The sequence below is a fragment of the Arthrobacter sp. 10T425 genome, from assembly GCF_056393985.1.
The window spans coordinates 1-15,327 of sequence record NZ_JBFTGZ010000010.1 but is presented as its reverse complement, the minus strand read 5'-3'; the positions used below and the strand labels follow the sequence as shown (position 1 = coordinate 15,327).

General features: G+C 67.6%; 13 protein-coding genes. 10 read left to right on the top strand and 3 right to left on the bottom strand.

Annotated features, from left to right (window positions below; genetic code table 11):
• Positions 1 to 32: 32 nt before the first annotated feature.
• The 5 genes from araA (at position 33) to mmsB (ending at position 6,754) form a co-directional block, all read left to right on the top strand.
• Complete coding sequence (gene araA / locus AC1DDH_RS12920; RefSeq protein ID WP_476955578.1) at positions 33 to 1,553, top strand: L-arabinose isomerase; 1,521 nt, start codon at positions 33 to 35, stop codon at positions 1,551 to 1,553.
• Positions 1,550 to 2,452, top strand: coding sequence for an aldose 1-epimerase family protein (locus tag AC1DDH_RS12915; protein ID WP_476955577.1), 903 nt, complete (start codon positions 1,550 to 1,552; stop codon positions 2,450 to 2,452). The genes araA and AC1DDH_RS12915 overlap by 4 nt, the downstream gene beginning before the upstream one ends.
• A gap of 244 nt (positions 2,453 to 2,696) precedes the next feature.
• Complete coding sequence (gene chvE / locus AC1DDH_RS12910; RefSeq protein WP_368859392.1) at positions 2,697 to 3,821, top strand: multiple monosaccharide ABC transporter substrate-binding protein; 1,125 nt, start codon at positions 2,697 to 2,699, stop codon at positions 3,819 to 3,821.
• 108 nt (positions 3,822 to 3,929) lie between these two features.
• The gene (mmsA, locus tag AC1DDH_RS12905; RefSeq protein WP_230007792.1) at positions 3,930 to 5,459 is read left to right on the top strand and encodes a multiple monosaccharide ABC transporter ATP-binding protein; all 1,530 of its coding nucleotides are present in this window, start codon (positions 3,930 to 3,932) and stop codon (positions 5,457 to 5,459) included.
• Between the two features lie 5 nt (positions 5,460 to 5,464).
• Positions 5,465 to 6,754: a multiple monosaccharide ABC transporter permease gene (gene mmsB, locus AC1DDH_RS12900; protein ID WP_028278178.1), complete on the top strand. Its 1,290-nt coding sequence runs from the start codon at positions 5,465 to 5,467 to the stop codon at positions 6,752 to 6,754.
• Positions 6,755 to 7,047: 293 nt separating this feature from the next.
• Here mmsB and AC1DDH_RS12895 read toward each other — a convergent pair whose 3' ends face one another.
• Genes AC1DDH_RS12895 through AC1DDH_RS12885 form a run of 3 tightly spaced genes read right to left on the bottom strand, consistent with a single transcriptional unit; the run spans position 7,048 to position 8,906 of the window.
• Positions 7,048 to 7,959 (bottom strand): ribokinase, encoded by a 912-nt coding sequence (locus tag AC1DDH_RS12895; RefSeq protein WP_476955576.1) that lies wholly within the window; start codon positions 7,957 to 7,959, stop codon positions 7,048 to 7,050.
• On the bottom strand, positions 7,956 to 8,165 hold the full coding sequence (locus tag AC1DDH_RS12890; protein ID WP_476955575.1) for a hypothetical protein: 210 nt from the start codon (positions 8,163 to 8,165) through the stop codon (positions 7,956 to 7,958). The genes AC1DDH_RS12895 and AC1DDH_RS12890 overlap by 4 nt, the downstream gene beginning before the upstream one ends.
• Positions 8,166 to 8,213: 48 nt before the next feature.
• The gene (locus AC1DDH_RS12885) at positions 8,214 to 8,906 is read right to left on the bottom strand and encodes a GntR family transcriptional regulator (RefSeq protein WP_476931821.1); all 693 of its coding nucleotides are present in this window, start codon (positions 8,904 to 8,906) and stop codon (positions 8,214 to 8,216) included.
• A gap of 106 nt (positions 8,907 to 9,012) precedes the next feature.
• Between AC1DDH_RS12885 and AC1DDH_RS12880 the strand changes: the two genes are divergently transcribed.
• The 5 genes from AC1DDH_RS12880 to AC1DDH_RS12860 all read left to right on the top strand — a co-directional run.
• Positions 9,013 to 9,771, top strand: coding sequence for a LamB/YcsF family protein (locus tag AC1DDH_RS12880; RefSeq protein ID WP_223914816.1), 759 nt, complete (start codon positions 9,013 to 9,015; stop codon positions 9,769 to 9,771).
• A gap of 94 nt (positions 9,772 to 9,865) precedes the next feature.
• Positions 9,866 to 11,206 (top strand): MFS transporter, encoded by a 1,341-nt coding sequence (locus AC1DDH_RS12875; protein WP_476859679.1) that lies wholly within the window; start codon positions 9,866 to 9,868, stop codon positions 11,204 to 11,206.
• A 74-nt stretch (positions 11,207 to 11,280) separates the two neighbouring features.
• Positions 11,281 to 13,041 (top strand): 5-oxoprolinase subunit B/C family protein, encoded by a 1,761-nt coding sequence (locus tag AC1DDH_RS12870; RefSeq protein WP_476955615.1) that lies wholly within the window; start codon positions 11,281 to 11,283, stop codon positions 13,039 to 13,041.
• Positions 13,041 to 14,792: an acetyl/propionyl/methylcrotonyl-CoA carboxylase subunit alpha gene (locus AC1DDH_RS12865; RefSeq protein ID WP_476856732.1), complete on the top strand. Its 1,752-nt coding sequence runs from the start codon at positions 13,041 to 13,043 to the stop codon at positions 14,790 to 14,792. The genes AC1DDH_RS12870 and AC1DDH_RS12865 overlap by 1 nt, the downstream gene beginning before the upstream one ends.
• Before the next feature lie 299 nt (positions 14,793 to 15,091).
• Positions 15,092 to 15,327: hypothetical protein (locus tag AC1DDH_RS12860; RefSeq protein ID WP_476931827.1), on the top strand; the 236-nt coding region annotated here is incomplete at its 3' end.

Below are 15,327 nucleotides of genomic sequence, written 5' to 3'. Positions count from 1 at the left end.
GTCGTCGCCCCCCACCATCCGCAGGAGAAAACATGTCCAACGCCAACAACACGTCCCTTGAGCAGTTCGAGGTCTGGTTCCTCACCGGCAGCCAGCACCTCTACGGCGAGGACGTCCTCAAGCAGGTCGCCGCCCAGTCCCAAGACATCGCTGACGCGCTGAACGCCTCCGCCGACGTCCCGGTGAAAATCGTCTGGAAGCCCGTGCTCACGGACTCGGACGCCATCCGCCGCACCGCCCTGGATGCCAACTCGGACGACGCCGTGATCGGCGTGACCGCGTGGATGCACACCTTCTCCCCGGCCAAGATGTGGATCCAGGGCCTGGACCTGCTCCGGAAGCCGCTCCTGCACTTGCACACCCAGGCCAACGTCGAACTGCCGTGGGCGGACATCGACTTCGACTTCATGAACCTGAACCAGGCCGCGCACGGCGACCGCGAGTTCGGCTACATCCAGTCCCGTCTCGGCATCCCGCGCAAAACCGTCGTCGGCCACGTGTCCAACCCCGAGGTGTCCCGCCAGGTCGGATCCTGGCAGCGCGCCTCGGCGGGTTGGGCGGCCGTCCGGACCCTCAAGCTGACCCGTTTCGGCGACAACATGCGCAATGTCGCCGTCACCGAAGGGGACAAGACCGAGGCCGAGTTGCGCTTCGGCGTCTCGGTCAACACTTGGTCCGTCAATGAACTCGCCGACGCCGTGCACGGCGCGGCAGAGTCCGACGTCGACTCCCTCGTCGCCGAATACGAGCAGCTCTACGAGGTGGCCCCCGAGCTCCGCGCCGGCGGCCCGCGCCACGAGTCGCTGCGCTACAGCGCCCGGATCGAGCTGGGGCTCCGCAGCTTCCTGGAGGCCAACGGCTCGGCCGCCTTCACCACGTCCTTCGAAGACCTCGGCGCACTGCGCCAGCTGCCGGGCATGGCCGTCCAGCGCCTCATGGCCGACGGTTACGGCTTCGGCGCCGAGGGCGACTGGAAGACTGCCATCCTGGTCCGGGCAGCCAAAGTCATGGGCGCCGGGCTCCCCGGCGGCGCCTCGCTCATGGAGGACTACACCTACCACCTCGTCCCGGGCCAGGAGAAAATCCTGGGCGCGCACATGCTGGAGGTCTGCCCGTCCCTGACTGCCGCTAAGCCGCGCGTGGAAATCCACCCGCTGGGCATCGGCGGCAAGGAAGACCCCGTCCGCCTGGTCTTCGACACCGATGCCGGCCCCGGCGTCGTGGTGGCGCTGTCCGACATGCGCGACCGCTTCCGCCTCGTGGCCAACGCCGTCGACGTCGTGGACCTTGAGCAGCCGCTGCCCAACCTGCCGGTGGCCCGTGCCCTCTGGTCGCCCAAGCCGGACTTCGCCACCTCCGCTGCTGCCTGGCTGACCGCCGGAGCCGCCCACCACACTGTGCTTTCCACCGCCGTCGGCATGGACGTCTTCGAGGACTTCGCCGAGATCGCCCAAACCGAGCTGTTGACCATTGACGACGGCACCACCATCAGGGGCTTCAAGAAGGAACTCGCCTGGAACGCCGCCTACTACAAGCTGGCCGGCGGTCTGTGACCGGGGACGAATACGGGCTCCGGCACGGGGAGTACACCGCCGTCGTCGCCGCCCGCGGTGCCGCGGTGCGGACGCTGCAGTTCCGCGGGCGGGACCTGATCGTCCCGTTCCCGGCCGGCGGGCCCAACCCGGACTTCCGCGGCGTCATCGTGGCACCCTGGCCGAACCGGATTCCCGACGGGACGTACACCTTTGGCGGTGCGGACTACGAGCTCCCGGTCAACGAACCCGACCGGCAATGCGCCCTGCACGGCTTCACCCCGGAGCTGGAGTGGAGGCTGGAGTCCCGGACGGATTCCGCCGTGGAACTCTCCTGCGCCATCGAACCGACGCCGGGCTACCCCTTCGCGTTGTCGATCACCGCCAGCTACCGGCTGGCCAGCGGGGGCCTGCACACTGCCGTCACAGCAGCCAATGTGGGGCAGCGGTCCGCGCCCTACGGGGTCTGTCCCCACCCGTACCTGCTGGCCGGGCCGGCGCCGCTGGACCAATGGAGCCTGGAGGTGCCGGCGCGGACGTTCCTTGAGGTCACGCCGGACCGGCTGCTGCCGGTCGCCACCCGGTCCGTTGAAGGACACGGATATGACTTCCGCGCGGCCCGCGTCATCGGTTCCACCAAGATCGACCATGCCTTCACCGACATGGTGTTCGACGGCGACGGACAGGCACACGTCGTGGTCCGGGACCCGGGCGGGACCGGCGTCGGCATGGCCTGGGACCGCAGCTGCGCCTGGCTGCAGCTCTACACCGGGGATGCGGAACCGCCGCTGCCCGGCCGGCTCGGACTCGCCGTGGAACCCATGACGTGCCCGCCGGATGCCTTCAACACCGGCACGGACCTCGTGCGGCTCGAACCCGGAGACTCGCACCGCGCGGCCTGGCGCACCTTCGCCGCATGAGGGTCCGGCGGCGGTAAGAAGGAGACTGGCGCCGAATGTGCGTTGACTCACATGTTTCAAGAAGCTATCTTTGACCATATTGTTAGCGATAACAATCAGCCGCAGATCCCTTGACGGCTGAATCCCCGTTCCATTCAGACCTCCGCAATCCTCCCGCTGTTACCGCCCCGCAGGGGCACGATGACGTGCAGGACTGCGATCAGGAGCAACTTCGCGGACTATGGGTCCGCGGAAGGAGAAAATTGTGAAGATCAGGAAACTCCTGGGCGCCGTCGCGGTTGTCCTCGCTGTGACCGTAGGGGCCACAGGCTGCGGCAGCCGGCCCGGCACGGCCGCCCCGGCCGCCAGCGCCGACGCCGCCGGTTCCCTCGTCGGGATCTCGATGCCGACGCAGACCTCGGAGCGGTGGATCGCCGACGGCAAGAACGTCTCGGAATCCCTGACGAAGCTCGGCTACAAAGCCGACCTGCAGTACGCCAATGATGACATCCCCACCCAGGTGTCCCAGATCGAGAACATGCTCACCAAGGGTGCCAAAGCCCTCATCGTCGCAGCCATCGACGGCACCACGCTGACCGATGTCCTCGCCAAGGCGAAGGAGCAGAACGTCAAGGTCATCGCGTACGACCGGCTCATCAACGGCACGCCGAACGTCGACTTCTACACCACCTTCGACAACTACACGGTGGGCGTCCAGCAGGCCACTTCGTTGCTGACCGGCCTGGGCCTTGTTGACGCCAGCGGCAAAAAGGTCGAAGGCAAGGGCCCGTTCAATGTGGAGCTCTTCGCCGGCAGCCCGGATGACAACAACGCCAACTTCTTCTGGACCGGCGCCATGGACACCCTCAAGCCGTACCTGGACGCCGGAACCCTGAAGGTGCCCAGCGGCCAGACCAAGTTTGAGCAGGCTGCCATCCTGCGCTGGCAGGCCCCCGTGGCCCAGAAGCGCATGGAGGACATCCTCACGGCCGCCTACAGTTCCGGCACCAAGCTCAATGGCGTCCTCTCCCCGTATGACGGCCTCTCCATCGGCATCATCTCGGCCCTGACGAGCACCGGCGGCTACGCCAAGGGAAGCCTGCCGATCGTCACCGGCCAGGACGCCGAAAAGGGTTCGGTGAAGTCCATCACCGCCGGCGAACAGTACTCCACGATCTTCAAGGACACCCGCCAGCTGGGAGCCCAGGCTGTGAAGATGGTCGACGGCCTCCTGAAGGGTCAGGAACCCGAGGTCAACGACACCAAGACCTACAACAACAAGGTCAAGGTCGTCCCTGCGTACCTGCTCAAGTCCGTCATCATCACGAACGAGAACTACAAGAAGGAACTCATCGACTCCGGTTACTACACCGCGGCCGACGTCAAGTAGCCACGTCGAAGGGTGGCGGGCCGCCGTCGAGTCCGGGCCGCCACCCTTTCCCGTAGACCCCTGCAGCCGCAGGACGTCTCAGGTACTACCAGTCAGTGAGAATTGGCGATGAACACACCCATTCTTCAAATGCGAGGAATCACCAAGACCTTCCCGGGCGTGAAGGCCCTCCAGGACGTCACCCTGCAGGTGAACCGCGGCGAAGTCCACGCCATCTGCGGTGAAAACGGCGCAGGGAAATCCACCCTGATGAAGGTCCTGTCCGGCGTCTACCCGCACAGCTCCTTCGACGGCGACATCCTCTTCGAAAACGAACCCTGCAACTTCTCCAGCATCAGCGACAGCGAGAAGCGCGGAATCGTGATCATCCACCAGGAGCTGGCACTGAGCCCTTACCTGTCCATCGCCGAGAACATCTACCTCGGCAATGAACAGGCCAACCGCGGCTGGGTGAACTGGCGCAAGACCAACCTGGAGGCCGCGAAACTCCTGGCCCGGGTGGGCCTGAGCGAAAACCCGGTCACCCCCGTCCAGCACATCAGCGTGGGCAAGCAGCAGCTCGTGGAAATCGCCAAGGCACTCTCGAAGGAGGTCAAGCTCCTTATCCTCGATGAACCGACGGCGGCCCTCAACGACGAGGACTCGAGCCACCTGCTGGACTTGATCCTGCACCTCAAGGGCCAGGGTGTCACCAGCATCATCATCAGCCACAAGCTCAACGAAATCCGCAAGGTTGCGGATGCCGTCACCATCATTCGCGACGGCAAGACCATCGAGACCCTCCGCCTGGGCGACGGCGAGATCACCCAGGAACGCATTATCCGCGGAATGGTGGGCCGGGACCTGGAAAGCCTGTATCCGGACCGGGAACCACGGATTGGCGAGGAAGTCCTGCGGATCGAGGACTGGTCCGTCAGGCACCCGCAGGACTACAGCCGGGTGGTGGTCAACAACGCCAGCCTCAACGTCCGCAAGGGGGAAGTGGTGGGGCTGGCCGGACTGATGGGTGCCGGCAGGACGGAGCTGGCCATGAGCGTCTTTGGACGGAGCTACGGCACCGCCACCTCGGGGAAGGTGTTCAAACACGGCACGGAAATCAACACTTCCACCGTCTCCGACGCCATCAAGCACGGCATCGCCTACGCCACTGAGGACCGCAAGCTCTACGGTTTGAACCTCATCGAGGACATCAAGCGGAACGTATCCATGGCGGCGCTGCGCAAGCTGGTCAAGGGCGGCTGGGTGGACAAGAACCAGGAAACCGTGGTGGCCAACGACTACCGGAAGAGCATGAATATCAAGGCCCCCTCGGTTGCCGCCGTCACGGGCAAGTTGTCCGGCGGCAACCAGCAGAAAGTGGTGCTGAGCAAGTGGATGTACTCCGATCCGGACGTGCTGATCCTCGATGAACCCACCCGCGGCATCGACGTCGGAGCGAAGTTTGAGATCTACACGATCATCGCGAAGCTGGCCGCGGAAGGAAAGGCGGTCATTGTGATCTCCTCCGAACTTCCCGAACTGCTGGGCATCTGCGACAGGATTTACACCCTGTCTGCCGGGCACATCACCGGCGAGGTCCCGATCGCCGAAGCATCACAGGAAACCCTCATGCACTACATGACCAAAGAGAAGGAATAGCGAACATGTCCGCCCTCCGAGAATCCCTGGGCTTCCTGACAAGCCGCCTCCGCCAGGTTGGCATCTTTGTCGCCCTGATCCTGATCGTCCTGCTGTTCCAGATCCTGACGGACGGGATCCTGCTGGAGCCGCAGAACGTCACCAACCTGGTGGTCCAGAACAGCTATATCCTGATCCTGGCCATCGGGATGGTGATGGTGATCATCGCCGGCCACATCGACCTGTCCGTCGGTTCGGTCGCCGGCTTCATCGGCGCCTGTGCCGGTGTCATGATCGTGCACTGGGGCTGGGAGTGGTGGCTTGCAATTCCGGCCTGCCTGCTGATCGGCGCGCTGGTGGGTGCCTGGCAGGGCTACTGGATCGCGTACGTCGGCATTCCCGCCTTCATCGTCACCCTCGCCGGGATGCTGATTTTCCGCGGCCTGACACTGATCGTTCTCAAAAACCAGCAGATCACGCCGTTCCCCGGCGAACTGCGGGCGCTGGGCGGCGGCTTCCTGCCGGACATTTCCGGCGGCACGTCGGTGCTGGAGTGGCTGACGGTCATCCTTGGCGTCGGCGCCACCCTGGCGCTGGTGATCCAGGCGGTCAAGGAACGCCGGATCCGCAAGAAGTTCGAACTCGAGAACGAGCCGATGGCCTGGTTCGCCACCAAGACCGCGTTCATTGCCCTGCTCATGCTGACCATCACCTTCCTGCTCGCCAGCTACCGGGGCACCCCAATCGTCCTGATCGTGCTGGCGGTCCTGGTGATCGTCTACACGGCCCTGATGAACAACAGCGTCTTCGGCCGGCACACCTACGCACTCGGCGGCAACCTGCACGCGGCTGAGCTGTCCGGCATCAAAACCAAGGTCGTCACCTTCCGGCTGTTCGTGAACATGGGCGTCCTTGCCGCACTGGCCGGCCTCGTGTTCACGGCCCGGCTCAACTCCGCCCAGCCGGCCGGCGGCACGGGCTTCGAACTGGACGCCATCGCAGCGGCGTTCATCGGCGGCGCCGCAGTCACAGGCGGCATCGGAACCGTCGCAGGGGCCATGATCGGCGGTCTCATCATGGGTGTCCTCAACAACGGCATGTCGATCCTGGGCCTCGGCACCGACTACCAGCAGCTCATCAAGGGCCTGGTACTGCTCCTCGCCGTCGGCTTCGACATCTTCAACAAGAACCGCAGCGGCAAGGGCGGTGGGATCTCGATCATCGAGCGTCTCAAACTGAAAACCCCGCCCGCGGCTGATGTCGACGCCGGGAAGCCGGCGGCAGAGCATCCGGTCCCGGTAGCGGCCGGAAAGTAGCACGGGATACTTCAGACTGCTGCGACCGGGGCCGGCCTCCAAGAGGCCGGCCCCGGTCGGACGTTTATTGCGGGTCTTTGCTGTGCGGCTACCGGGCAGCCGATGGCGCCGTCTGGTCCCCGGCGGCGGCCGGCTCGCCGGCGATGATGGCGTCCACTTCAGCCTTTTCCTTGGCGCCCCAGGTTTCGCGGGTGTTCAGCCGGCGTGGTCGTTGCCGAGTGCGATTTTCATGGGTCTCCTTCGTGTGGGACTTAGTGCGGGACGTTCAGGCGGGGTGCTGCGGGGTTTGGCGGCTACGCCGGTACTTCATCGCGCCATGGAATCGATTCCATAGCGCCGGGGCGCGTCACGGCGACAGCGGAGGCATGGGTGGCGTGGAGCATTGCCGCAGGCATCTCGCGGTCGCTGCCGGCGAGGGATGCGGCGAGGTAGCCCACGAACGTGTCGCCGGCTCCGGTGGTGTCCCTGGCGTCCACTTTCGTTGCCGGCACGTGCACGGGACTGCCGTCGACGACGGTGAAGGATCCTTCCGCGCCTGCGGTGCACACGATGGCGGGCCCCAGGACGGGCGGGAGCGACACGACCAGGTCCCGGTGGTTTCCTTGGATTCCGGCCAGGCCGGTGAGGGCCGCGAGAACCTGGATTTCCTGTTCGTTCACCACCAGGAGGTGGACGTCGTCGAGCAGCGCCTCGATCTGCCGGGGGGCCGGCGCGGCGTTGAGGATGACGAATGCCCCGCGATTCTTCGCGGTCCGCGCGGCCTGCCGGACCAGCGCCGTCGGGATTTCCAGCTGCAGGACCAGGACGTCGCCGGGCTGGACGGCGGCGAGTCCCGCTTCGACGTCGGCGGCGGTAAGCCCGGCGTTCGCGCCCGGACTCACGATGATCTGGTTTTCGCCCTGGTCATCGACCGCGATGACCGCCGTTCCGGTGGCGGCGGTGCCGCTGACCCGAACGTGGCCGGCATCGATGCCGGCCTCGGCGAGGACCTCAAGAATTCGCCGGCCATGGGCGTCGTCGCCGACGGCGCCGGTGAACTTCACTGCGGCGCCGGCCCGGGCGGCCGCGACGGCCTGGTTGCCGCCCTTGCCCCCGGGGCTGTACGTTGCGTCCGAGCCCCGGACGGTTTCGCCCGCCCGGGGCAGGGCGCTGACACGGACGTTCTGGTCGATATTGAGGCTTCCGACCACAAAAACCGTGCTCATTGGACCTGCTCCTTCGGTGGTGCGGGACGGTGCCCGAAGCCGCAGTACATAGGGGCGGAATTGAGGGGCGCTGCCGTCACGATGACGTTGGTCCCGGTGGAACGGAGCGCGCGCGCCTGGGCGTTGGGGTGGAAGTCCAGCTGGGTGACGGCGGCGGCCACCCTCTGGCGGGACTCGGCGGAGGTCGCCGGGTTTCCGGAGAGCACCCTGGACGGCGCTCAAAACGAATCATGGAATCGATTCCATGGAATCGTTCACTCGCCGTGGACGGCGGCCTGGCGCTCCTCGGACCGGTTCAAATAGGCCAGCAGCAGCGCGCCGGCGCGGTCCAGGTCTCCGGCTTCCAGGGCGGTGCAGATTTCCTCGTTGTCCGGCAGGTAGCCCCGGTAGAAGTGCGCGTCCACGGTGGCCTTGTGGAAGAACAGCCGCATCTCAGCCAGTACCTGGGACATGATCGTGTCCAGCCGCCGGCTGCCCGCCAGGGCCACGATCGCGCCATGGAAATGCTGGTTGGCGCTGCCCAGGCCCTCCTCGTCATTGGCGGCGGCGGCGGCTTTGCCCTCTTCAACGGCAGCGCGGACCACGGCCACGCGCTCCGGGCTGCCGCCGCCGCGGATCGCACTGACTTCAATGGCGCGGCGCACGGTGTAGACGTCGTGGATGTCGCCGGCCTCGAGTCTGGCCACGAAGACGCCGCGGTTGGGGTGCCGGACCACCAGGCGCTCGGCCGCCAGTTCGGCGAAGGCCTCGCGGACCGTGTTGCGGGAGACGCCCAGGTCTTCGGCGATGGTCGACTCCGTGAGCCGGGCTCCCGGCAGGAGCAGGCCCTCCGCCAGTTGCAGGCGCAGCTCGGCCGCCACCCGGTCCGCCACGGAGGGGACGGCCACGCGCAGCCGCGCCGCAGCTGCGCCTAGGGCGGAGCCGGCAGCTGCATCGGGAGTGGTCATAGTGCCGAATCTACACGATTGTCCCAATGTTGAATCGTCGGATTGTTGAACAATCCGAGAAATTGATGCATCCTAGTAGGGGGCTATCATGAGACGAGGATCACAAATGGCAACCATTGACCTGAACAGCGACGTTGGCGAGTCCTTCGGCCGCTGGACCCTGGGCGACGACTCGGCGATGTTCCGCTCGGTCTCCAGCGCCAACGTGGCGTGCGGATTCCATGCGGGCGACCCCAGCGTCATCCGCCGGACCTGCCGCGAGGCGGTTGCCGCCGGCGTCGTGATCGGCGCCCACGTCGGCTACCGCGATCTCGCCGGCTTCGGCCGCCGCTTCCTGGACATCGACCCGATCGAACTGGCCGACGACGTCGTCTACCAGATCGGTGCGCTGCAGGCGCTGGCTGCCGTCGAGGGCGGCACGGTCAAGTACGTCAAGCCGCACGGCGGCCTCTACAACGCGATCGTCTCGCACACCGGCCAGGCGAAGGCCGTCGTCGACGCCGTGAAATCCGTTGACCCGAACCTGCCCATCCTGGGCCTGCCGGGCTCGGAAGTGCTGCGCCTGGCCGAGGCCGCCGGCCTCCGCGCGGTGACCGAAGCCTTCGCGGACCGGGCCTACAACCCGGACGGCACCCTCGTGTCCCGTACGCTTCCCGGAGCCGTGCTGGAGGACCCCGCTCTCGTCACTGAGCATGTCCTCCGGATGGCCACCGATTCCGCCATCCGCACCATCGACGGCTCCATCCTGAAAATCCGCGCCGAAAGCATCTGCGTGCACGGTGACTCCCCGGGGGCCGTCGCCATGGCCGCTGCCGTCCGCGAAGCGCTCAACGCCGCAGACATCACCACCGCCGCCTTCGTCTAGGCCGCAGCTTCACGCTTCACACCCCGGTTCTGCCGGGACCACCCGCACCTAAACCCAAGCAACAGGCAGCACCCCGCACACCTGGAGGAAAACCATGACTGCAGCACCGCATCAGGCCACCCCGGCCGCCGGCAAGAGGAGGATCCCGCCTGGTGCCCTCAAGGCCTATGTCGCGAGCCTCACCGGCACTTCGCTGGAGTACTACGACTTCGCGATCTACTCCGTGGCCTCGGCCCTCGTGTTCCCCAAGGTCTTCTTCCCGGGTAACGACGAATACGTCGGGCTGCTGCTGTCCTTCTCGACCTTTGCGGTTGGCTACCTCGCCCGTCCCATCGGCGGCGTGATCTTCGGCCGGCTCGGTGACAAGATCGGCCGCAAGCAGGTCCTCGTGACCACCCTGCTGCTGATCGGCATCGCTACGGTGGTGATCGGCGCGCTCCCGGGCTACGCCACCATCGGTATAGCCGCACCCATCATCCTCGTGTTGCTGCGCCTGGCGCAGGGCATCGGCGTCGGCGGCGAGTGGGGCGGGGCCGTGCTGCTCTCGAGCGAATTCGGCGACGCGAAGCGGCGCGGCTTCTGGTCTTCCGCCGCGCAGATTGGCCCGCCCGCCGGCAACCTGATGGCCAACGGCGTTCTGGCCGTGCTCGCCGCGACGCTCAGCAACGAAGAGTTCCTCTCCTGGGGCTGGCGCGTGGCCTTCCTCGCCTCGGCGGTGTTGGTGGGCTTCGGCCTGCTGATCCGGCTGAAGCTCGAGGAAACTCCCGTCTTCAAGGCCATCCAGGCCCACGGCGAACAGCCCAAGGCCCCCATCAAGGAGGTCTTCACCAAGGAGCCGCGCGCCCTCGTCTCGGCCGCCCTGTCCCGCATCAGCCCGGACGTGCTGTACTCCCTGCTCACCGTCTTTATGGCCGTGTACGCCACCAAGGAACTGGGCATGAGCACCAGCAACGTACTGACCGCCATCCTGATCGGCTCAGCCTTCCAACTGTTCCTGATCCCGGCGGCGGGCGCCCTCACGGACCGCGTCAACCGCCGACTCGTATACGGCATCGCCGCCGTCGGAACCGCCGTCTACATTCCGCTGTTCTTCCTCATGATTCAGGACAAGTCGGTCCTCACGCTGACCATCGGAATCGTGATCGGGCTGGCCTTCCACGCCTTCATGTATGGCCCGCAGGCGGCTTACATCACCGAACAGTTCCCGGCGCGGCTGCGCTACGCCGGCAGTTCGCTGGCTTACACCCTGGCCGGCGTGGTCGGCGGCGCTATCGCACCGCTGGTCTTCACTGCCCTCTTCGCTGTCAGCGGCAACTGGTTCCTGATCGCCGGCTACCTCGCGGTCGCCTCCATCGTGACCGTGATCGGGCTGGCCATCGGGCGCAACCCGCATACCGACGAGGAGGAGCGGCTCCTGCAGGAAGCCCGCGCCTGAGCGGCGCGGATCTTCTTCGGCGGATCCTGTCCGCCGGCATGATTTCACCGGCACAATGATTGAGGCAACTCGTGATTGAGACAGCAGGGGAACCCCTGAAGGTACAAGCCGCCGCAGCAGGCGAAACCGCAGTTCACAAGGTCCGCTCCGTGCGGGCCGTGGGGACGCGCGCGGTCCTCGCAGAGCTCTCCGGCACCCAGGACGTGCTCGCCCTCCAGGCGCTGCTCCTCGAGAAACCGCTGCCGGGCCAGCAGGACATCCTGGCCGCGGCCGAGACCGTCCTGGTCAAGGCCGAATCCCCGGCCTCGGCCCGGCGCATCGCCACCCGCCTGATGCAGCTCGACCTCACCGCACCCGTGCAACGCGACGGCGAGCTGGTGGTCATTGACACCGTGTACGACGGCGAGGACCTCGCCGAAGTCGGACGGCTCACCGGCCTGGGAACGGACGGCGTGATCGCCGCCCACTCCGGGCAGGTCTGGACCGTGGCCTTCGCCGGCTTCGCCCCCGGATTCGGATACATGATCGGGGAGAACCAGCAGCTGGAAGTGCCGCGCCGCAGCTCGCCCCGCACCGCAGTTCCCGCGGGCTCCGTGGCGCTGGCCGGCAACTACTCGGCCGTGTACCCGCGCCGTTCCCCGGGCGGCTGGCAGCTGATCGGGCGCACCAACGCCAAGATGTGGGACTTGGACCGGGAGCCGCCCGCCCTGGCCGCCCCCGGCCACCGGGTGCAGTTCCGTCCGGTCCGGGATGCACTCGCCCTAGCGGCCGAGCCGGCCCCCGAGCCAGCCACCGAGCCAGCTGTCGAGCCGGCCGCGGTGCCTGCGGCCGAGGGCACCGCGCCGGAACCGGTTGCCGGGCAGGACGTCATGGCCGGGATCCGGATCGTTTCACCGGGCCTTCAGAGCCTGATCCAGGACCTCGGCCGGGACGGCCACTCCGGCCTGGGCGTCTCCGCCGCCGGCGCGCTGGACCGGGCCTCGTTGCGCCGGGCCAACCGCCTCGTCGGCAACGCCACCGGCGCAGCCGGCATCGAGACCGTCGCGGGCGGACTCAAGGTCCAGGCCGTGGGGGACCAGGTCCTCGCCGTCGCCGGGGCGCCGTCGGAACTGAGCATCGCGTCCGCACCGGACGACGCCGGCGATACGTGGCAGCGCACCGTGCCGGTGGCCACTCCCTTCGCGCTGCTCGACGGCGAAACGCTCAGCATCGGTGCGCCGCACAGCGGCTTCCGCAGCTACCTCGCGGTCCGCGGCGGGCTGGATGCCGCCCCGGTACTGGGCAGCCGCTCCACGGACACCATGTCCGGGATCGGTCCTGCGCCCCTGGCCGCCGGGCAGCAACTGGGCGCCGGCGGAGAAGCCGAGACCGGCGTCGTCGGAAATCCCGAACTGCAGCCGGACTACCCGGGCACCGGGGTGACCGTCCTCGACGTCGTCCCCGGCCCCCGCGCCGACTGGTTCGATCAGGCGGCACTGGATTCCTTCACCGCCCAGGACTGGGCCGTGCTGCCACAGTCCAACCGCGTCGGCATGCGGCTGGACGGTACGCCGCTGCAGCGCAGCCGCCAGGGCGAACTGCCCAGCGAAGGCACCGTCGCCGGAGCCCTGCAGGTCCCGCCGGAGGGCCTGCCCGTGCTCTTCCTGGCCGACCATCCGATCACCGGCGGCTACCCGGTGATCGCCGTGGTGGTCGACTCCCAGCTGGACCTCGCCGCCCAGGTCCCGATCGGCGGCAGGATCCGCTTCCGCTGGGCCGAATCCGCCACCACCGAACACACCACCGAACACGGCACTACTGAACACGCCACCACCACAGAAGAAGCGAGTAACTGATGCGCAAGGTCCTGATCGCCAACCGTGGAGAAATCGCGGTCCGCATAGCCCGGGCCTGCGACGACGCGCAGCTGGCGTCCGTCGCTGTCTACGCCGACATCGACGCCGACGCCCTGCACGTCTCGGCCGCGGATGAGGCCTTCAGCCTGGACGGCAACTCGCCCGCGGACACGTACCTGAACATCCCCAAGCTCCTCGCCGTGGCGGCCCAGTCCGGTGCGGACGCCGTCCACCCCGGCTACGGCTTCCTCTCCGAAAACGCCGACTTTGCCCAGGCCGTCCTCGACGCCGGGCTGACCTGGATCGGTCCGACCCCGGACGCGATCCGGCTGCTCGGGAACAAGATCACGGCCCGCGACGCGGCCGTCCGGGCCGGCGCACCCCTGGTGGCCGGCAGCGACGGTCCCGTCGACACGGCGGCCGAGGCCCGCGCCTTCGCCGAAGAGCATGGCCTGCCGATCGCCATCAAGGCCGCCTTCGGCGGCGGTGGCCGCGGCATGAAAGTGGTCCGGATCATCGACGAGGTCGAGGAAGCCTTCGACTCCGCCGTCCGCGAAGCCGTTGCCGCCTTCGGCCGGGGCGAGTGCTTCGTGGAGCGCTACCTGGACCGTCCGCGCCACGTCGAGGCGCAGGTCCTGGCGGACGCGCACGGCAACGTCGTGGTCGTCGGAACCCGTGACTGCTCCCTGCAGCGCCGGCACCAGAAGCTCCTCGAAGAGGCCCCCGCGCCGTTCCTGACCGACGAGCAGACCACGCTGATCTACGACGCCGCCAAGGCCGTCTGCCGGGAAGCGGGCTACTCCGGCGCCGGCACGGTGGAATTCCTCGTCGCGGCGGACGGCACCGTGGCCTTCCTGGAGGTCAACACCCGGCTCCAGGTGGAGCACCCGATCACCGAGGAAACCACGGGGATCGACCTCGTCCAGGAACAGTTCCGGATCGCCGCGGGGGAGCCGCTGCGCCTGGCCGAAGACCCGGCACCGCACGGACACGCCTTCGAATTCCGGCTTAACGCCGAGGACGTGGGCCGCGGCTTCCTGCCCTCGCCCGGCACCATCGGCGAATTCGCCGGTCCCACCGGCCCGGGCATCCGCCTCGACACCGGCGTCCGCTCCGGGTCCTTCGTCGCGCCGCAGTTCGATTCCCTGCTCGCGAAGCTGATCGTCACCGGCGCGGACCGCCAGCAGGCCCTGCGCCGTGCCCGCCGGGCCCTCGCCGAAATGCGGATCACCGGCGTCGCCACCGTGCTACCGTTCCACCGGGCCGTGCTGGAATCCCCGGACTTCACCTCCGAGGACGGCCTCGGCATCCACACCCGCTGGATCGAAACCGACTTCGCGGACAGCATCCCTGCCGATCCCGACTACAGCACTACCGCGCCCGACGGCGAACGCCGCACCATCACCGTCGACGTGGACGGCAGGCGCCTCGCCGTCGGCCTTCCGGCCGATCTGCTCGACGCCTGGGCCCGCTCGGGCAGCTCAGCGCCCGCCGGAGTGTCGGTAGCGTCCGACGGCGGTGCCGCCGCCGCTGGCGACCCGGGGGAGCTGCGTGCGGACATGGCAGGGACAGTCGTGAAATGGCTCGTCGAGCCGGGAGCCGAAGTATCGGCCGGGGACCCGGTGGTGGTCCTTGAGGCCATGAAGATGGAAACCCAGGTCTCCGCGCACCGGGACGGCACCGTCACCGACGTCCGCACCAAAGCGGGCGGGGTTGTCACGGTCGGCGCGGTGCTCGCGCTGATCGGGTAGCAGCCTCGGGAGGAATGCCGCCGACGACACCAGGCACGTCGCCGGCGCGCTGATCGTCCCGCGGACCGGTCGACGCCGAAGTGGCGGCGGCCGGGCCGGGGAGTAGACCTTGACGGGGCGCGCTTATGTGGTAGCTTCGCGAGAAGTATCCGCGGTCTGCTGTCCCGGGGCCATGTTTTGGGGGAATCATGGCTACTTTGAGTGCGCAATTTCGGCGGCGGACCGCCTGTCTGGCTGCCGCGTTGGGTGTCTTGCTTGCAGCATCAGCGGTGGCCGCGCCAGCGGCGAAGGCAAACGACGTGCTGACGTCCCCTGTCGCGGTGGCCGAGACGTACGCGAAGCCGACCGTGCCGGGTGCTTTGGTCCCGGTCACGCCCTTCCGGGCACTGGACACGCGGACTTCTGCTGCAGTGCGCCCGGACGGGAGCGTGTCCTTCCAGGCCGGCGGGGCCCACGGGATTCCGGCGAAGGTTTCCGCCGTGACCTTCAACCTCACCGTCACCGAGCCACGGTTGATCGGGTTTATCACCGCCTA